The following is a 19,361-nucleotide window of genomic DNA, read 5'->3' as shown; positions in this document are numbered from 1 at the left end:
GATCCAAACCGATGTCGCCCGGTTGCTTACCCCGTCCCAGCAACTGACCTTTGCGCGATATGGCATCGAGAATGGCCACTGGGTGACAAAGAGCACAGCCAGTTACCAAGTGGATCACACGCCGCAACGGCCCGATTAAAAGGATAAGGCTCCGTGAGATTAAAAAATTCTTTGATTAAGTCGTTGTGCGCAAGTGCGTGGACTATCGCGGCGCTATTGCCGTCAGCTCATGCCTATCAAGTCGCTGTCACGCAAGGCGTGACGCTTACAAAGAAAAATTTTGAGCAATGTACATTTGATTTTGAAGATTCAAAATATTTGGCCCGTCAACGGGAGGGACGCTTTGCTATACCTTACGGGGACAATGGCGGGTGCGTTATACGTCTTCTAGAAAAGAGAAATGTCTATAATTCCAATGATCATCTATCGTTATTTATAACGATACCGTCAGATATTGATGACGTTATTGCATACCAGGGATTTTTTAAGAACAAAAATGGAAAGTGGGCATTCAAAGGTGGCCCCATGGGAATTTTTTTCGTTTCATTTAAAAAATTATCGTTTGATAGAATTGATAATGACCAAGGAACGACTCTTGTCGGTAGGCAACTCGAAAACGCAAAGAATCAAAAAGGCGTGTTAGGGGTGGTCGATGGCGTGCATATCTTGCGTATAACGCCTTCCTATTTGGTCTCAATGGATATGCCGTTCTTTTCCACAGCCCCAAAAGAAGCCCGAGACGACATCATCAAAGACATGGTCAATCTCGTCGAAAGCGTCCACGTCATGACGAGCCCTTGACCAACCGTCTTGCGCGGTCATTCGCTCAACTTCAGCGCTGGGATTTGAACGCCCATAAAAAACCTCCCCACTCTCGCGGGGAGGTTTTCCGGTGAAGCTTGAATCCGATCAGAACTTGTAGATGGCCGACAAGGCGAACAGGTTGCCTGCGTCGTCATACGAGCCGGTCAGCGTATCGTCGGTAGCGCTGACAACGCCGTCGATGGCTGCGCGATTCACGAAGATGTGCGCGTACGAGGCGTTGATCGAGAAGTGCTCGGTGGCTTTGTAACCGATACCCACCGACAGCAGTTTGCGCGTTTCGTCGGGCACGCGCGGATCGCGCGTGGCGGCGTAGGTCGGCGTGGTGTCGTAGCCGATACCGGAGCGCAGGGTCAGCTTGTCGGTGAGGTAGTACTCGCCACCAAACGCGAAGTACCAGGAGTTGTGCCAGTCAAATACCTGCGTGCTGGACGGCTGCGCCGGGTTGGCGTAGTTGACGGTGAGGTTTCTGAACACGTCCCACTGGGTCCAGTCGACATCGGCACCGAAGCCGAACTTGTCTTCCTGGTGCCAATAGCTGGTGCTGATGACGGCCGGCGTGGTGAACACGGCGGTGCCGCCGGTGTTCTGGAACGGCAGCGAGCTGCTGTTCAAGCCAAGCTCAGGCCCAAGCACGCTCAGCACAGTGGAAACGTTCTGCGGCACGGTGAAATCCGCCGTCCCCTGCAGGCGATGCGAAATCTTGGAGCGATAGTTGAAGGCCAGGCGATCTTGTTGATCGAGCTTCCAGAAGGCGCCCAACTGGTAGCCCCACGCCCAGCTGCTGCCCGTAATGCGAGCCAGGCCGTCGGAGCCGGGCGGCACCAGACCGTAGACTTCGCTGACCGGCAGGTTGGCCGGCGTGCCCGGACCGGCCAGGCCGAGCGCCACGCTGGAGAAGTTGATGGCGTTGCTGAGCGTGGCCGTGGTGTGCTGCGCGATGGCGCTGGCGCCGATGGCGAAGTCGTCGGTCACGTTGAACGATGCGGACATGGTGCCGTCGATCGATTCGAACTTCGAATAGATCGCGTTGTAGCGACCCACCCAATCACTGTCGTAATCGGTCTGGAAACCGAACGGTACGGTGACGGACGCGCCCACATGCCAGCGATCGTTGACCTGGGTTTCGAAGAACAGCGAGGGCACGGGCATGGTGGTGCCGGCATCGCCGCCGTTGCCGCCGCTGATCGGGTTGCCCAGGACGTCATGAGCGCTGCCGGTGAATTGCGCGCTGAAGTTGATGGCGGTGACATCCGCTTCGAAGTAGGTGCCCTGCAGATCGCTCATCGCCGCCGGATTGTTCGCTACCACGGAGACGTCGCCCCCGGCGGTGGCCGAGCCGGCATAGGCGCGGCCCATGGCCTGGGCGCTGTCTTCCTTCAATTGGAAGGAGCTGGCTTGGGCCTGCTGGGGCACAGCCAGGGCACCGGCAATGGCCAGGCCGAGCGCGGCCAGGGCAAACGGACGGCCACCACGGGCGGTGTTACGGAAGAACGTGTGCATCGCATGCTCCTGCTTTTCTTTTGGTGACGAGTCCGGCCACGCGGGCCGGGATCTACCGCAAGGCTCGGCCTCACGGCTCGGGACATAGCGGGGTCCGGCGAACCCAAAAAAATTCATACGCGCGTTTGATACCCCAGGCCGGCACTTTGCCGGCTCGGACAAAGGCATGCAAGTGCAGTTGCAGCATGCCGCGCCCGCCCGCTGCCGGGGGCGCCGGCATCCGGCCGAGCTGCGCGCGTTGGCCGCATGCAGGCCGTTCAGAAGGCCTATGCATTTCGATGACCACGCTGGCGGCATAGGCTGCTAACCTGCGGACCCCCAACGACTTTCCCCGCTCGCCATGCACTGCTTCGTCTACGCCAGCCAGCGCAAGGCCGACACTTATGTGTGGCTGGCGCGCAAGGACAACCTGGAGATACTCCCGCCTTCGCTGGAGTTGATGTTGGGCCAATTGCGCTTCGTGCTCGAAGTGGAACTGCATGCGGACCGCCGTCTGCCGCAGGAAGATGTCGAGGTGGTGATGGAGCACGTGCGCACACAAGGCTGGCATCTGCAGTTACCGCCGCAACAAACGCTCGCCACGCCTCCGGCTCCACCGGACGTGTCCAACACGCCCACGCGCAAGGACGAATGATTCGGACTCAGCGTAACGGTTGTTAACAATCGATTACCGTCTCACCTGCGGTTGGTTCCTATACTGGTGCGCATGGAGTGAGTTCGCGCCGACGGCATGGTGACCGGAAGGTTTGCGTTGCAATGCCACGCGCAAGCCTGCTGGACATCATCCGGTTACCTAAAATCAAAACGTTGGGGCGACTTAAGTCGCCCGCACGACGTCATACAGAATGGATAAGAGCATCCCCGATATGCCACCAGCCAAATCGCGACACGTCTCTTCTGCGCTTATTTCGCTCACCTGGTTCGTTCCCGGGCTCGTCATGGCCGCGATTGCCGGCCTGCACGTACATCCACTCGTGCTGATTCCGCTGCTGCTGGCCAATACCCTGACCATGGCCGCCGTGTGCCATGCCATCGGCTTCGATCCGGAGGCCGATTTTTTCCGCACGGTGATCCGGCGCGGCGCGGCGCATCTGACGATGTTCACCGGCTATGTGGCGCTGGTGTTCCTGCTGATCGCGTGGCCGATGCTGCATCTCACGCAGCATCCCACGCTGGGCGCCAGCCTGCTGCTGGCCGCGGCGCTGGTGGTGGCACTGATGGTGTTGTGGCGCCTGTGGCCAGCCTTTGCGCTGGTGTATGTATGGGATGACGCCTACCCCGCGCATGGCCAGGGCGAGGGCTCGTGGCTGTTCACTGCCACGGCGCGTAGCGTGGCCTTCGGCCGGCATCTTGCGCGCGAAGAGCATTTTTTCACCCATTTCCTGCCCAGCGCGCTGTCGCTGCTGGCTCTCTCATTCGCGGCGATTGCACTCAGTGGCCTGTACGGCGTGCTGCCGCCGGAGATGCGCACCGCCGCGCTGGTGCTCTATGCCGTGCTGCTGATGCCGCTGGGTTGTCTGATCATCGCCAACCGCACACTGCGCGTGATGTTGTGCGAAAGCCGTCGCCCGCGCCGCCAAGAAACCGCCCGCGAGGACGACGCCCAAGCCGCACCCAGCCCACCGCCATCCCTAAGTGCACAGGAGCGCACCGCCGGCACCCCCGAACAGGCGCAAGCGCTGCTCGCCGCCGCGCGCAGCGGTGACATTGCGCGCGCACTTGCACTGGTGGAAGCGGGTGCCGATCCAAACACGCAGGCAGCTCCCGCCGATCGTGATCAGCGTCCCGTGCTGACGTTGGCGGCGTTACTGCCGGACACCCGTCTGCTGCGCGCACTGATTGCCAAGGGCGCCGACGTCAATCGCGCCAGCGGCGGCATCACGCCACTGCTCGCCGCCACGCGCGACAGCTGGCACGGGCGCCCGGAGGCGGCGATGACGCTGCTGACCAATGGCGCCGATCCGCTCGCCACCGATGCCGAGGGCAACACCCCGCTGCACGGTGCCGTGCTCAGCGCGGAGCCCACCATCGCAGCGATGTTGCTGGATGCCGGCGGCGCGATCGATGCACTCAATCACGCCGGTGCCAGTGCGCTGTCCATCGCCTGCCGCGCCGGCAACTGGCCGCTGGCGCAGTTCCTGTTGGAGCGTGGCGCCAAAACGCTGCCGGCTCATGGCGAACCGGCGCTGGTCGCCGCCTCAGGCATCGCCGATGACGACCTCGCCGGCGTGAAGCTGCTGCTCAAACATCGCGCCGCAGTAAATGCGCCCGATGCACGTCAGCGCAGCGCGCTCATGACCGCGGCGGCTGAAGGGCACACGCAGATCGCCCGCACACTTTGCGCCGCGGGTGCCGACGTGAACCTCGCCGATCACCACGGCAATACCGCGTTGATGGAAGCCGCGCGCGCCGGCGCGGTGGACGTGGTGGCGCTGCTTGCCGACGCACAGGCCGATGCCAGCGCACGCGACAAGCACGGGCGCGATGCATTGACGCTCGCCTGCCAGTCGCCTCGCGCACAAGTGGAAACCGTACGCGCACTGCTTGCGCTCGGCGCCGATCCGAAGGCACCCGGCGGTGACGGCCGCAGCCCGCTCGATCACGCCGCCGCCAGCGGGCGCTGGGATCTGGTCGCACTGCTCGATCCAGAAACACCGCTGCCGGCCAGCCTCGATGTCGCCGCCATTTCCGAAGGCGCCGATACGCCGGCCCATTTGCTGGATGCGTTGCGCTTCGGCCATTGGGCGATCGTGTCCAGTTTCTCCGCGCGTGTGCGCGACTGGTCGCAGGCGCAACGGGCGCAGTTGTATCTGGATCTGGCCGAACCCGGTCTGCGCCCAGCGCGTCGCTGGCTGCTTGAGCATGGCCTTCAGACCGAAGCGCGCCTGCAGCCGCAACTCATCGATGACCTCGACGGCGAACAACCCACGCTGCCGCCGCTGGGTCGCCGCCTGTTCGACGCACTGCTGCCAAAGCTGCCGGAAAGCAGCGAAGCCATCGAGGATTTACTCGACGCCGGCGCCACGCCCGCCGGTACAGGTTTGTTCGCGCAGATGCTCGCTCGCCTGCAACACCCTGGCACCCCTTTGCCGCTTGCACTCTTGGAGCGCGGCGCCGATCCGTTTGGCACCGATGAGCGCGAACGTACCCCATTGCATCTGGCCGCAGCCAACGGGCAGTTGTCGGTGTTGCAGGCGTTGCTCGTGCGCGGCTGCAATCCCAATGTCCGTGACGCCAGCGGGCGCACGCCGCTGTTTGCCGCCCTGGAACATGGGGTGGACGCGCTGTCGCTGGTCCGCGCGCTGGTCGCGCACGGCGCGGATGCCGAAGCGATGGACGCCAACGGCGAGACACCGCTCGGCCTCGCGCTTGAGCACCCCCAACTGGAGCGTTGGCTCGACTGGAACGGTTGGCAGCGCCCGCGCCGCCCTCTGCGCGCCGACGACCTCATTCAGGCGGCCACCCAAGGCGCGGATACTGCCGTGCGTCGCCTGCTTGAACTCGGCTTTGCGGTGGATGCGCGCGATGCGCAAGGCGCCACCGCGTTGCTGCACGCGTGCGGCGCCGGTCAGCGCGATGTTGCTATCACCCTGATCGACGCTGGCGCGGATGTCGGCGCGAGCGCCAGCAACGGCATGACACCCCTTGCGGCAGCGGTCGCCGCACGTCGCGACACCTTGGTAGCGCTCTTGCTCGAACGCGGTGCGGCGGTGGATCAGCGTCTGCCCAATGATGCGACCGCGCTAATGATTGCCGCCGTGCAAGGTTATCCGGAGATTGCCGAGCAACTGCTTGATGCCGGCGCCGATCCCAATGCGATCGACGCACGCGGACATAGTGCGCTGCATGCCGCCTCGCAGTTTGGTTTCGAACAGAACGACAGCCTGCGCGCACGCCGTCTGTTCGACGCGCTGCTCAAGCGCAATGCCGACGCCAACCTTGCCGACAAAGAAGGCAAAACCGCGCTGCTGCTATTGCTTGGCGCGCATCTGCGTCCCGGCAGCCCATGCGATGCCACCCACATCGGCGCACTGCTACCGGTGTTGCTCGATGCCGGCGCGCGCATCGAGCATGCCGACCAGCGCGGCGTGACCGCGCTGCACGCGTGCGCCATGCACGCACTGCTGCCTCCCGCGCGATTGCTGCTGGCGCGCGGAGCAGACCGCAACGCCGCCGATGCCTTCGGACGCACCGCGGCGGATGTGGCGCGGCATCTCGGGTTGATCGACATTGCGCACGAACTGGCGGCGCGCGGCAGCGTGATTCCCAGCGTGCGGCAAACCTTGCGTCAGCCGGCGCAGCCGGATTGATGGCGGACGAGCGCGCTTAGGCGTTCGTCCGTTTGCATCATGACGTTTCCCGCGATAGCGGAAATGACGGCTCGCGTGGCGCGGATGGTACGTAGCTAACGCTCATCGCGCCCGCATAGCGCCGCCTCGCGCTCGCGCGATGGCAGTGACAGCCACGCATCGATGACCGCTTCCGGCGCGATCGCATCCACACGCGTGCTGAGCGGCGGACCGCCCAGCACACGCACGGCATCGGCGTGGTGTGCGCGAGGCCGCCAATGCTTGGGGGATACCGCGCCGAACATCACCACCAACGGACAGCCCATGGCCGCAGCGATGTGTGCGGGGCCGGTATCGACGGAAATCATGCTGTGCGCGACCGCCAGCAGCGCTTTTAAACGCGGCAGGGGCAATTCCTTCGCGATCACGTCCACGCCCGGGCGAGCCACCGTGGTGCGGATGGTTTCCAGGTAGCGGTGTTCCGCGGGCGATCCACACAACAGCACGCGCGCCTGCGGCATCTGCGCGCGAATGGCGAGGATGACGCGCACCCAGTTTTCCGTCGGCCACGATTTATCGTCGTCGCTTGCTTCGCGGACACCGCCTCGTCGGATCGTTCGCTTGTTCGCCGGCTGCAGCAGCACCAGCGGATGACCCGCAAGCCCGCGCTCGACAAGCCACTGGCTGCACGCCGCGCGATCGGCTACGCCGACATGGAAGGTAGGCACCGCACTGGTCGTTTGCGTGACCTGCGCAAAGCGGTCGCGGAAGGCAGGCGGTGTCATATCGGCCAGTCGCAGCAAGTATTCGATCCAGTGACCGTCCTCGCCCGGCGGCACGTCATCGAGAAAGACGCAATGACTGTCAGGAATACCTGCCAGGCGCAGCAGCAATCGGATGCGCTCGAGCGCGCGCGCTTGTGGTTCGCAGACGTAGACGGGCACATCGCGCATGCGGCGCAACACGCACACAACGCGCCATTGCTCCGGACTCAGCAGCAGCGGCCGGTGATGGGCGCGCAATGCCATGACATCGGCGACATCCGGCTGATCGTGATACAGGTCGATGGCATATCGACCCGCCGCCAACAATGTGCAGGGCTCACCGTAACGCGCGTGCAGGCGCCGCAGCAGCGGCTGCAACAACAGCGTATCGCCAACGCGGCCGAACCGGATAACAAGCGGGCGTGTAGAAGTCGACATACGCAACGCAATGGGTCCTTTGTGCGAGCGGATCATGAAAGCATGCGTGTGAGCACTTACGGCAGACTTACCGTATTTTCTTGCTTTCGGGTGGGCCTGATTCTTGCTGCCAGGTGGGTTAACAGGTAGACGCGCGCCACCCGTGGAGGAAAGGCAAAAGCACGCGGCTGACGAAAGTATGCCCGGCATGGGATGATCCGGCGCATGAAAAAGCCCCTGTTCCGCCTGCTGATCCTGCTTTCCCTGTGCCTGGCGTCGGCTGCGTTCGCCCAGTCGGCCATACCCATCTACGGCTACAAGGTGGTGCGCACCTATCCGCACGACACCAGCGCCTACACGGAAGGCCTGTTCTACCTCAACGGGTATCTCTATGAGAGCACCGGCACAGAAGGCGGCTCCACCATTCGCAAAGTGGACCTCGCCACCGGCAAGGTGCTGCAAAAAGTGGATCTGCCGCCGCCCGATTACGGTGAAGGCATCGTCGCCTGGAAGAACCGGCTGATCGAGCTCACCTGGCAATCGCAGCGCGGCTATATCTACGACCTGCATAGCTTCAAGCGCGTCGGCCAGTTCACGTATCCCGGCGAAGGCTGGGCGCTGACCGAGGACGGCAAGCACATCTACATGAGCGACGGCACGCCCACGTTGCGCGTGCTCGATCCGGAGACGCTCAAGCAGGTTGGCAAGATCGATGTCACGGCGCTGGGCCGGCCGGTCGTCAATCTCAATGAACTGGAGTGGGTGAAGGGGAAGATCTACGCCAATGTGTGGCTGACCCACAACATCGTTCAGATCGATCCGGCCAGCGGCAAGGTCGTGGGGGTGATCAACCTCACCGGCCTGGGCCCCGATCCGCAGACATTGAGCGATCCGAGCAATGACGTGCTCAACGGCATCGCCTATGACGCCAAGCACGATCGCCTGTTCGTGACCGGCAAGCGCTGGCCGCTGATCTATGAGATCACGCTTACACCGCAGTCGGACAACTGACCGCAGCGTTCACGGTTCCAGGCGCTGAAGGATCAGTTCGGCCAGGCGCGCCACGGCCGGCGTCGGTTCGTCTTCGCTGCGATAAAGCGCCAGTCCCAAGGTGGGCAAGACAGGCAAGTGCGCGGTGGCTGCATCCATGGTCTGCAAATCGGCTGGAAGACCCAGCGGCGTGCGCACGCTGATGCCCAGGCCAGCCTTCACCGCGGCCCACGTTCCGGCCAGACTGGCGCTGGTGAAGGCAATGCGCCACGCGCGACCGGCACGATCAAGCGCGTCGATGGCCGCAGTGCGCATCAGGCACGGCGCTTCCAGCACCACCAAGGGTAGCGGTTCGCTTGCCTCATCAGGCATGTCCCCGGCGCCGATCCAGCGCATGGGCACATTCAGTACATGCTGCATGCGCGACGTTGGCGGCGTCGTTTCCCACGCCAGGGCGAGATCGAGACGTCCTGCATCCAGCGCCTGCAGCAACGTCGGGTTGCGCGCGATGTGCACTTCCACGCGCAATTTCGGATGCGCACGCTTGAAACGCCCGAGCACTTCCGGCAGCAGGCTTTCGCCGAAATCCTCCTGCAAGCCGAGCCGCACGTGTCCTTGCAGCTGTACGCCATGCACGGCGCTGGCCGCTTCGTCGTTCAACTCCAACAAGCGGCGCGCATAACCAAGCATGACCTCGCCTGCCTCGGTGAGGACCATGCCGCGTCCGGCCTTGCGCAAGAGCACGGTGCCGGCCTGGTCTTCCAGCTTCTTCAGTTGGGCACTGACCGCGGAGGTAGAACGGCCAAGCCGATCGGCGGCCTTCGCGAAGCTGCCCAGCTCGATGCCGGCGACGAAGCTGCGCATGACATCGAGGTCGAACGTTACCCGGCTCATGAGACGGTCCTGCTATGAGAACATCCTGATTTTCGGGATTGTTAATACTAAATTTCCCGGTTTTCAGAATAATAGTGACCCGCTACGCTGGTCTCGTCAAGCCATGCCGAGGAAGCGTCATGCTCACCATGCAATACCGGATCGTCCTGCCCGCCGACTACGACATGAGGATCATTCGCACGCGCATCGCCGAGCGCGGGCATCTCACCGATGATTTCCCCCACCTGGCTTTCAAGGCCTACCTCTACGCGGATCGCCACGAGCCCTACGCGGCAGGTCGTGAAAATGCCTACGCGCCGTTCTATCTATGGCATAACAGCGAAGGCATGAATGCATTTCTAGGCGGCGCAGGCTTCGGCGCCGTAATCGAATCCTTCGGTCGTCCGGCGGTGCGCACGTGGTTGGCATGGCAAGCGCAGACGGCGGCGGACCTTTCCATCGCCACGTATGCGACGCATGAATCCGTACCCATTCCGGCGCATGCAACCATCGCCGACCTTCGCGAGGCAGAACACGCACAGCTTCAGGCCGATCTTGATCACGGCGCGCTCGCGGCCATCAGCGCGTTCGATCCGGCCGATTGGACGGCCATACGTTTTCGCCTATGGCGAGATATCGTCAAAGTCGGTGAAGGCGTGAATCTGTACCAGGTCGGGCACGTCTCGCAACCTTCAACCAAACACTGATGCTCAGGAGAACTCACCATGCCTCTCGTTCGTATTGATCTGCGTCGCGGCAAATCGCCGACTTATATCAAAGCGCTTTGCAATGGCATTTACGCGGCCATGCGCGAGACCTTCAACGTGCCGGAGAACGATCGCTTCATCCTTGTCAGCGAGCATGATGCGCACACGTTCGATTACGACCCCAACTATCTGGATATCGCGCGCAGCGATGATCTGGTGATCGTGCAGATTGCCTGCAACAACACGCGTACGGTGGCGCAAAAGCAGGCTTTTTATCGTTCGATAGCGGAGAAGCTTGCGGCTGATCCGGGCGTAAGACCGGAGGACGTTCTCATTAATCTGCTGGAAACGGCCAAGGAGAACTGGTCGTTCGGGAATGGGATTGCGACCTACGCATGATCGCATCCCTGCGGATGCGATCGGGCGCTTGCGCTAGCGTTATTCCCCGCGCAACCAGCGCGCCGCGTCGATGGCGTAATACGTGAGAATGGCATCGGCACCGGCGCGCTTGAACGCGGTAAGCGCCTCCAGCACAACGGCGCGTTCATCGAGCCAGCCGTTCTGCGCAGCAGCTTTGAGCATCGCGTACTCACCACTCACCTGATAGACGAAGGTTGGCATGCCGAACGCATCTTTTACGCGGCGAAGCACATCCAGGTAAGGCAGTCCGGGCTTGACCATGACCGCATCGGCGCCTTCGGCGATGTCCAATTCCACTTCATGCAGCGCTTCGTCGCTGTTGGCCACATCCATCTGATAGGTGTGCTTGTTGCCTTTGCCGAGATTGGCGGCAGAACCGACCGCGTCGCGGAATGGACCATAGAACGCCGATGCATATTTCGCGGAGTAGGCGAGGATGCGCGTGTGGACGTGACCGGCGTTTTCCAGCGCCTGTCGAATCGCGCCGATGCGGCCATCCATCATGTCCGACGGTGCGACGAAATCCATGCCGGCATCGGCTTGTGCCAGCGACATCTTGATGAGCGCTTCGACCGTGGGCTCGTTCATCACGTAGCCATCGTCGTCAATCAAGCCATCCTGACCGTGCGTGGTGTACGGATCGAGCGCGACGTCGCCGATCAGGCCAAGCTGCGGATACTTTGCCTTCAATGCACGCGTGGCACGCTGCATCAGGCCCTGTGGATTCCATGCTTCGGCAGCATCTTCGGTTTTCACCGAAGCGCCCGGCGAGGGAAACAATGCCAGCGCGGGAATCCCCAGGCGCACGCATTCGCCGGCCAATGCCAGCAAGCCATCCATGGACAGGCGCTCCACGCCCGGCATCGATGGCACCGGCTCGCGCCTGCCTTCACCGTCGATCACGAAGGCCACCATGATCAGATCCGTGGGCAGCAGCGTATGTTCACGCATCAACGCGCGGGAAAAAGCGTCGCGGCGCATCCGTCGCATGCGGGTGGCGGGAAAGCCCATAGGGAAACATCTCCTGCAAAACTGTGTTTAGTTTAACGCCACCGGCTTGTACGCGCCCGGACAGAGCGCCGCACTGGAATGGCTCAGTGCGTGAGATGCCATTGTTCAAAAATGCGCAGCAGAAGTTAAACGTCCGCTCGCGCATGCGCGAGTTCGACACATTTTGTGTGCCATCGTTGATGGTGCATGTCCCCCTGGTAAGGAGCTGCATCATGGTCCAGCATGCCAAGCGCACGTCGCACTGGAGCACCCCCAAGAACGCCACCTATGTAGGTCCGCACGACGGCGCCGAGCCGATGGATGTGACCGTGGTGTTGCGCCGTCGCTCGGACGCCACGCCGGAGCCGGCGCAATGGCCCAAGGCGCCGCGCTACCCGCGCGGTCAGTTTGGCGACCACTACGGCGCCGATCCGAACGACATCGAACAGCTCAGGCGCTTTGCACAGCAGCACGGGCTCGACGAAACCGGAAGCGCGCCGCATCGCCGCGTACTGAAGTTGCGCGGTGCGCCTCAAGACCTGCAGCAAGCGTTCGGCGTTACGCTGGGCAAGTACCAGCTCGATGAAAGCGGAACCTTCGTCGGCTGCGATCGGGCGCCCACGCTTCCGCCCGGCGCGATTGCGGTGCTGGGGCTGGATCGCCGCCCGGTGGCCCGCCCGCACTTTCGAAAAGCGCTCTCGCAACCCGATACCACGTACACGCCGCTGCAGATTGGCCAGCTTTACACCTTTCCCACAAGTGCGGACGGCACCGGCCAGACCATTGGCATCATCGAGCTGGGAGGCGGGTACACCAGTAGTGATCTCACCCAGTATTTTTCCAGTCTGGGTATCACCACTGCGCCCAAGATCATTGCCGTTTCCGTGGACGGCGGCCAGAACCAGCCGGGTGGAGGCGACGCCGACATCGAAGTGACGCTGGATATCGAGGTCGCCGGCTCACTCGCACCCGGTGCCACGCTTGCGGTCTATTTCACCGCCAATACCGACCAGGGCTTTTACGAGGCGATCTCGCAGGCGGCGCATGACACGACCAACAAGCCCTCGGTCATTTCGATCAGCTGGGGCGGCCCGGAAGATAGCTGGAGCAGCCAGTCGCTCGCCGCCATGGAGACGGCCTTGCAGGATGCCGCGGCGCTTGGCGTGACGGTCACTGTGGCCGCGGGCGACAGCGGCTCCACCGATGGGGAAAGCGACGGGCAGTCGCACGTGGATTTTCCTTCCTCCAGCCCGTATTCGCTGGCCTGCGGCGGCACCACGCTCACCGCCAGCGGCCAAGGCATTCAAAGCGAAGTGGTGTGGAACGAAACCGCCAGCAACGAAGGCGCCACCGGCGGCGGCGTAAGCGTCGAATACGGCCTGCCGAGCTGGCAGCAGAACGCGAACGTACCGGCCGCGCCCAACGGCAGTGCTGGGCGCGGTGTGCCGGATGTCTCCGGCAACGCCGATCCCCAGACCGGCTATCAGATCCTGGTCGGCGGCCAGTCGCAGGTGGTGGGTGGCACCAGTGCGGTGGCGCCGCTGTGGGCCGCATTGATCGCGCGCCTCAACCAGTCATTGGGCAAGCCGGTCGGCGACGTGCACGCGGTGATTTACTCGATCGGCGAATCCGCGTTTCGCGATATCACCCAGGGAAACAACGGCGCGTATCAGGCCGGCCCGGGTTGGGACGCCTGCACGGGGCTGGGCAGCCCCAACGGGCAGGCGTTGCTGACTGCACTGACCACGCAGCAAGGAAACACCTGAAAGGGCAGAGCTCGTCGCCCCGGCAAATGCGGGGGCGACGAATCGCCGGGAACACATTCGTATGCACAGGTCCCTGCGCTGGACGAATCAGGCAACAACGGGCAGTCTTGTAAGGTTCGCTCCCCTGGATGTCCCATGGATCGCTCCATCGCCTCCCCCACCCTGCTTGCCGATCTGGGTGGCACCAACGTCCGCTTTGCGCTGGCCGATGTCGCATCGCCCTCGCCGCTGCTGCTCGACAGCGTGCAGCGCTATCGCGTGAAGGATTTCGACACGCTGGCCGATACCATCCGCCAGTATTTTGCCGACACCGGGCATACCGCAAAGCAGGCGATCATCGCCGCCGCGGGCCGCATCGCCAACGGTGAGACGGTGAAAATCACCAACAACCCATGGGCGGTGTCCGCCCATGGGCTGGAAGCAGAGCTGGGACTGGAGCGTGTGCGACTGGTAAATGATTTCGCCGCACAGGGCATGTCCATTCCGCTCCTGCAGACCGATCAGCTTCAGGCGGTCGGCAACGTTGCGCCGCCGGAACGCAACCACAAATCGTCGCAAACCTTCGTCGTGATGGGCCCGGGCACGGGGCTTGGCGTGGCGGGCCTGCTGTTTCGCCATGGCCACTGGATCGTGCTGGAAACCGAAGGCGGCCATTCGGGCTTCGCCGCGCACACCGCCGAGGATGTGGAAATCCTGCATCGGCTCAACGCCCGCTTCGGGCGAGTGTCCAATGAGCGCATGATCTGTGGCAACGGCCTGGTGAATCTCTACCTTGCGCTGGCCGACATCGCCGGCCAGCCTGCGCATGAATACACCCCCGAAGACATCACCGCACGCGCCAACGATGGCAGCGATGCGCTGTGCGTGCGCACGGTGGAAACGCTGGCCGGCATCTTCGGCAGCGTGGCCGGCGATCTGGTGTTGAGCCTGGGCGGCTGGGATGGCGTGTTCCTCACCGGCGGTGTGCTAAAGATTCTGATGCCCTGGCTGCAGCGCGGTGGTTTCCGCGAGCGCTTCGAAGCGAAGGGTCGCTTCCGCGACACAATGGAGCACGTGCCAACCATTGCCATCACACATCCGGAGCCGGGTCTGCTCGGCGCGGCGGTGCTGGCGGTGCTGGACGCAGGACATCATCTGCCCAGTTGATAGGCACGTTCGTCATGGCGCCCTCCGCGCATGACCGTTTCACGAGGATTCCCATGCCCCGCTCGCATACCGCTTTTCTGTTTGACCTCGACGGCACCCTGATCGACAGCGTGTATCAACACGTGCTGGCGTGGAAGGAATCGCTGGATCGCGAAGGCGTGGTGCTACCGGTGTGGAGCATCCACCGCAAGATCGGCATGAGCGGCGGACTGTTCACCAACATCCTGCTGCGCGAAACCGGCATGGAGATCACCGAGGATCGCATCGAACGCCTGCAGCGCTGGCATGCGGAGGCGTTCAACCGTCATCACGCACAAGGTTCCGTGCGACCGCTGCCCGGCGCATGCGAACTGTTGGAGTTTTTGACCAAGGAAAAGATTCCCTGGGCCATCGCCACCAGCGGCCGCATGCGCACCGCCGCGCACAATCTCGCCGCACTTGGTGTCGATCCGAACAAAGTGCCGGTGGTAACGCGCGACATGGTCCGTCACGCCAAGCCCGATCCGGATCTTTTCCTTGCCGCGGCCGAACGCCTGGGCGTGGATATTCATCAATCGCTGGTCATTGGCGACAGCATCTGGGACATGCTCGCCGCGCAGCGCGCGCGGGCGTTGGGTGTGGGCCTGCTTTCAGGTGGTTACGGCCGGGAGGAACTGCAGGGTGCCGGCGCGTTCCGTGTCTACGACGATCCGGCCGATCTGCTGCTGCATATCGACGAAGTGGCCGCGCGCGATTGAAGCGTCATCGAAATCGCGCGCCGTCCGTTTACAGTTGCGTTACCGAGGGGATGGTTGGGGTTGGAATGATTAAGCGATCGATAGCGATGCTTGGCCTGGTTGCGGCGGGCTTGTGCCTGAGCGCAAGCGCCGCCGCACAGGTAACGGTAAATGGTCAGTCACCTGTGACCGTGAACGGCCGTGCCCCTGATAAGGCAAACGAGCAGGCGCCCGATACGGCGTCGGACGCCTCTACCGTTCAGGAAGATGCCATTTACTGCCCTACCGCGCTCGAGCCGATCTTGCCCGGCGACTACTACGCATGCGAAGCGCGCGCCGCATCGGGTCGAGAGCATTACACGAAGATGGTCGACATGCTGCAGGAGGCGGCCTATTGGGCCAACAAGGACGCTCAGTACGTGCTGGGTCTGGCGTACTTCAACGGCGACACTCCCGAAGTGCCGCAAAACCGTCCGCTTGGGCTGGCCTGGCTGGCGTTGGCGGCGGAACGCAAAAAGCCCCAATACCAACTGGCCTACGCATCGGCGCGTTCGAAAGCCACCCCTGCCGAACTCAGGCGCGCGGTGGTGGAATGGCGGACGCTGCGCCTGAAATACGCCGACCGCGTTGCCGCGCCGCGTGCGATTCGCCATTTCAATCACGCCATCCAATCCATCGACGATGCCGCGCGCGATGGCGGCCTCGTCTATCTGCACGGCTTCTCGCCGTACGCGCAAAGCGCCTTTGCCGTCGCTAATAAATTGCACGACGAGGCGGATACGGACTTCAGTGATATCCACGGCAGCGTGGTGGTGGGCAAGCCCGAATGGGTACAGGCGCAGCCGGCAAGCGCCAGTAGCGTGAAGTAACACCATCCATGATTCCCTCTCTCTCCTAGGGCGAGAGAGGGAGTCATGCGCTTTCAGCCCGGCGCCAGCAACGCATCCAGATCCGATTGATCGAAGCTGAGCTTCTCGCGCGTGCCACCGCCTTCGAGCACCGCTTCGGCCAACTCCGCCTTGCGCGCCTTGAGTTCCTCGATGCGCTCTTCGACAGTGCCGGCCGTGATCAGGCGGAACACGAAGACCGGTTTGTCCTGGCCGATGCGATGTGCGCGATCACTGGCCTGCGCTTCGGCCGCGGGATTCCACCATGGGTCGTAGTGAATCACCGTATCTGCCGCGGTGAGGTTCAAGCCTACGCCGCCGGCTTTGAGTGAAAGCAGGAACAGCGGCACATCGCCTTCCTGGAAGCGTTGCACGGGTTCGGCGCGATCGCGTGTTTCACCGGTCAGCATCACGTAGCGGATGCGGCGGCGTTCGAGCTCATTGGCGATGAGCTTGAGCATTTCGGTGAATTGCGAGAACAGCAGCACCTTGCGGCCTTCGGCGAGCAACGCAGGCAGCATGTCCATCAAGAGCTCGAATTTGGCTGAATCGCGCACGCCGCGCGCGGCTTCGAGCTTCACCAGACGCGGATCGCAGCACACCTGGCGCAGTTTGAGTAGCGCATCGAGTACGACGATGCCGCTGTGTGCAATACCGCGTTGCGCGATAACCTCGCGCAGTTCATCCGCCAGCGACAAGCGCAAGCTTTCATACAATTCACGTTGACGACCGTCGAGCACGACGCGACGCGTGATTTCTGTCTTGGATGGCAACTCGGACGCAACTTGCGCCTTGGTTCGGCGCAGAATGAACGGCGCCAGTCGGCGATTGAGACGCGCCTGGCAATCCTCATCGCGCTGTTTTTCGATCGGCACGCGGTAGTGGCGACGGAACGCACCTTCATCGCCAAGCAATCCAGGTACGGCAAGGTCCACTTGCGACCACAGCTCGCCCAGGTGATTTTCCAACGGCGTACCAGTCAGACAGACGCAGCGCGGCGCGCGCAAGGTCAACGCCGCGCGACGCGCCTGCGTGCGTGGATTTTTAACTTGCTGCGCCTCATCGAACACGATCAGCGAAAACGCTTGCTTGCGCAGCGTCACCACATCACGCGGTAGCAGTGCATAGCTGGTAAGAATGATGTCCTGGGCGGCGATCTGCGAAAAATCGCCGCTGCGCTGCGGCCCATGCAGCGCGAGTGCACGCAGCGAAGGCGCGAAACGGCTGATTTCCGCCAGCCAGTTGGGAATCAAACTGGTGGGTACCACGATCAGCGCAGGATGCTGCAGCGCGCCGTGCTCTTTCAACGCGAGCAAGTGCGTGATCAATTGCAGCGTTTTGCCCAGGCCCATGTCGTCGGCCAGCACACCGCCGACACCGGCCTCAGCGAGCGCATTCAACCAGCGCAAGCCTTCGCGTTGATAGGGGCGCAATTCCACGGTGAGTCCGGCCGGCACCGCATCACTGGCGCGTTCGGCGGCGTCACGCAGGCGCGCGGTGAATCCGCGCAACTGTTCCGGCGCCTGCAGTTCGCCGCCGACGGGCAACGCGTCGACGATTTCTTCCAGGCGTCCGGCCTGCACGCGCGGCAGGTGCAACTTTTTCTTTGGTTTTTCGAGGTATTCGGCGAGCGGCGCCAGTAGTCCACGCAGCTCCTTCAAGCGCACGGGCACGCGACGGCGATCATCGACCGGCGCATACCACACGGCGTCCTCGGGCTCGTTCGGGGCGGGACTGAGATTGAGCTGGTGCTCCGCCAGCGCTTGCGCCACGGCAGGCAGAAGATTGCGACGCTTGCCCTCCACTTCGATGCCGATTTCCAGATCGAATGCGTGATCGTCGGCGTCTTCCACCGCCTGTCCGTACCAGCGTACGGGACCTTCCAGCACTTCGAAGGGAAAGCTCGGCGCGTATTCGAGCAGAAAACCTTCCACTTCGAGCTTGGGCCGCAAGGCGAGCCAGCGTGCGGGCGTGTTGACTTCCAGCGCACCGGCGTGGCCTTTGCCGGGGAACAGCCATGCGTCTTCGGGCAAGGTGTCGGCCAGATCCCACGGCAAACCTTCGGTGTCCACGCCGAGCGTGAGGCCAACGCGCTCGAGCTGTTCCATCGCGGACAGCTCTTCGGCGCGCCGGCGCGTGATTTCCACGAGCTGACCGTTACGCACACGCCGCACCAGCGGCTCACCCCCGCGACCGGGCAGGCGCTCGCCGGCGTAATCGAACGCCAGCCGCGCATACGCCAGCGGTGGCGTGCCGGCGGCCAGGCGCGCGTGGCGCGTGAGTGCGTGCAAGGTGAGCACCGGCTTGGGCGCAAGTTCGGCGCGACGCAGTTCGTCGAACACTTGCGGCAGCGGAATGCGGTGCGCGAGACGGCTGCCTGGCAACGCCTGACGCAGCAAGCGGCTGTATTCGTGCTTGAGCAGCGGCAGGTCCAGCCAGTGCGTTTCTTCCGGATCGGCTTCTAGATGACCCAGTTCGGCGCGCTCGGCGTCCAGGTACCACAAGCCATCCACGCGCAGCAGGCGCTGATTGTGCGGCAACGCGGGCAGCAGGCGCTGGCTGCCATCCTGTTCCAGTTGCCACTGCCAGTTGAGCTGATGCGCTTTGCCCCGCGAAAGCTGCAGGCCGCCCAGACCGCCAAGGAAGCAGGGCGCGGTATCCAGCATTTCGGCCAGCAAGGCGTTGCCGACGTGACCGCTCAAGCGTGCGTAGCTGCGCGATTTGCGCAATGCCTGCGGCAGGCCCAGCACGGTGGTGGCGAGGCGTTGCTCATGCAGCGTCAGCGTCGAGTGCGCCAGCAGCTTGCTTTCCAGTGGCGACGGGCGTGTGAAACGCCCGTGCTCGCCGGGCGTCAGCAATACCGGAGCCGCATCCAGCCGCGCGTACGGGGCGCCGTCTTCAGGCATCACCTCGAAAAAGAAACCCAGCACGAGAAGATCGTGGGCGGGTGTTGCGGCCGGCTTGCCCAGCAGCTTGTGCCACGTGCCGGGCAGGCTTTCCTCGCGCTCGTCATGCTGGGCGGAAGGATCGCCGTGCTGGTTCTCGTCCGGTAGGTGCATGCGCATGCGATC

General features: G+C 63.1%; 15 protein-coding genes. 10 read left to right on the top strand and 5 right to left on the bottom strand.

Features of this window, described 5'->3' with window-relative positions:
* The first annotated feature begins 153 nt into the window (after window positions 1-153).
* Window positions 154-801: a hypothetical protein gene (locus DWU98_RS21810; RefSeq protein ID WP_147293403.1), complete on the top strand. Its 648-nt coding sequence runs from the start codon at window positions 154-156 to the stop codon at window positions 799-801.
* Window positions 802-909: 108 nt separating this feature from the next.
* On the opposite strand, the gene DWU98_RS21005 is transcribed toward DWU98_RS21810, so the two are convergent.
* On the bottom strand, window positions 910-2,325 hold the full coding sequence (locus tag DWU98_RS21005; protein WP_115497541.1) for an OmpP1/FadL family transporter: 1,416 nt from the start codon (window positions 2,323-2,325) through the stop codon (window positions 910-912).
* Window positions 2,326-2,665: 340 nt separating this feature from the next.
* On the opposite strand from DWU98_RS21005, the gene DWU98_RS21000 reads away from it, so the two are divergent.
* Together DWU98_RS21000 and DWU98_RS20995 are read left to right on the top strand one after the other, a co-directional pair.
* Window positions 2,666-2,959 carry a YcgL domain-containing protein gene (locus DWU98_RS21000; protein ID WP_115497540.1) on the top strand — a complete coding sequence of 98 codons (294 nt, stop codon included), beginning with the start codon at window positions 2,666-2,668 and terminating at the stop codon, window positions 2,957-2,959.
* 232 nt (window positions 2,960-3,191) lie between these two features.
* Window positions 3,192-6,635 carry an ankyrin repeat domain-containing protein gene (locus DWU98_RS20995; RefSeq protein WP_115497539.1) on the top strand — a complete coding sequence of 1,148 codons (3,444 nt, stop codon included), beginning with the start codon at window positions 3,192-3,194 and terminating at the stop codon, window positions 6,633-6,635.
* A gap of 95 nt (window positions 6,636-6,730) precedes the next feature.
* On the opposite strand, the gene DWU98_RS20990 is transcribed toward DWU98_RS20995, so the two are convergent.
* Entirely contained in the window at window positions 6,731-7,816 is a 1,086-nt protein-coding gene (locus tag DWU98_RS20990; RefSeq protein ID WP_158545144.1) for a glycosyltransferase family 9 protein, read from the bottom strand.
* 204 nt (window positions 7,817-8,020) lie between these two features.
* On the opposite strand from DWU98_RS20990, the gene DWU98_RS20985 reads away from it, so the two are divergent.
* Complete coding sequence (locus DWU98_RS20985; protein WP_115497548.1) at window positions 8,021-8,806, top strand: glutaminyl-peptide cyclotransferase; 786 nt, start codon at window positions 8,021-8,023, stop codon at window positions 8,804-8,806.
* A gap of 9 nt (window positions 8,807-8,815) precedes the next feature.
* Here the strand turns inward: DWU98_RS20985 and DWU98_RS20980 are convergent, their stop codons facing one another.
* On the bottom strand, window positions 8,816-9,679 hold the full coding sequence (locus DWU98_RS20980) for a LysR substrate-binding domain-containing protein (protein ID WP_115497537.1): 864 nt from the start codon (window positions 9,677-9,679) through the stop codon (window positions 8,816-8,818).
* A 119-nt stretch (window positions 9,680-9,798) separates the two neighbouring features.
* On the opposite strand from DWU98_RS20980, the gene DWU98_RS20975 reads away from it, so the two are divergent.
* Window positions 9,799-10,365 (top strand): DUF4865 family protein, encoded by a 567-nt coding sequence (locus tag DWU98_RS20975; RefSeq protein WP_115497536.1) that lies wholly within the window; start codon window positions 9,799-9,801, stop codon window positions 10,363-10,365.
* A gap of 18 nt (window positions 10,366-10,383) precedes the next feature.
* Window positions 10,384-10,764, top strand: coding sequence for a tautomerase family protein (locus DWU98_RS20970; RefSeq protein ID WP_115497535.1), 381 nt, complete (start codon window positions 10,384-10,386; stop codon window positions 10,762-10,764).
* Window positions 10,765-10,803: 39 nt separating this feature from the next.
* Here DWU98_RS20970 and hemB read toward each other — a convergent pair whose 3' ends face one another.
* Entirely contained in the window at window positions 10,804-11,796 is a 993-nt protein-coding gene (hemB, locus tag DWU98_RS20965; RefSeq protein ID WP_115497534.1) for a porphobilinogen synthase, read from the bottom strand.
* A 212-nt stretch (window positions 11,797-12,008) separates the two neighbouring features.
* Here hemB and DWU98_RS20960 point away from each other — a divergent pair, with 212 nt between their 5' ends.
* The 4 genes from DWU98_RS20960 to DWU98_RS20945 all read left to right on the top strand — a co-directional run bounded on the left by DWU98_RS20960 (window position 12,009) and on the right by DWU98_RS20945 (window position 16,272).
* Window positions 12,009-13,541, top strand: a complete 1,533-nt coding sequence (locus tag DWU98_RS20960; protein ID WP_115497547.1) for a S53 family peptidase — start codon at window positions 12,009-12,011, stop codon at window positions 13,539-13,541.
* 135 nt (window positions 13,542-13,676) lie between these two features.
* Window positions 13,677-14,687: a glucokinase gene (gene glk, locus DWU98_RS20955; protein WP_115497533.1), complete on the top strand. Its 1,011-nt coding sequence runs from the start codon at window positions 13,677-13,679 to the stop codon at window positions 14,685-14,687.
* Window positions 14,688-14,740: 53 nt separating this feature from the next.
* On the top strand, window positions 14,741-15,424 hold the full coding sequence (locus DWU98_RS20950) for an HAD family hydrolase (RefSeq protein ID WP_115497532.1): 684 nt from the start codon (window positions 14,741-14,743) through the stop codon (window positions 15,422-15,424).
* Between the two features lie 65 nt (window positions 15,425-15,489).
* Complete coding sequence (locus DWU98_RS20945) at window positions 15,490-16,272, top strand: hypothetical protein (protein WP_147293402.1); 783 nt, start codon at window positions 15,490-15,492, stop codon at window positions 16,270-16,272.
* A gap of 53 nt (window positions 16,273-16,325) precedes the next feature.
* Here the strand turns inward: DWU98_RS20945 and DWU98_RS20940 are convergent, their stop codons facing one another.
* Window positions 16,326-19,349 carry a DEAD/DEAH box helicase gene (locus tag DWU98_RS20940; RefSeq protein ID WP_115497546.1) on the bottom strand — a complete coding sequence of 1,008 codons (3,024 nt, stop codon included), beginning with the start codon at window positions 19,347-19,349 and terminating at the stop codon, window positions 16,326-16,328.
* Window positions 19,350-19,361: the final 12 nt, after the last annotated feature.

It is taken from the genome of Dyella monticola (assembly GCF_003363155.1).
GTDB lineage: Bacteria > Pseudomonadota > Gammaproteobacteria > Xanthomonadales > Rhodanobacteraceae > Dyella_B > Dyella_B monticola.
The sequence above is the reverse complement of the archived record's forward strand: the minus strand, read 5'-3'. Positions and strand labels throughout refer to the sequence as shown.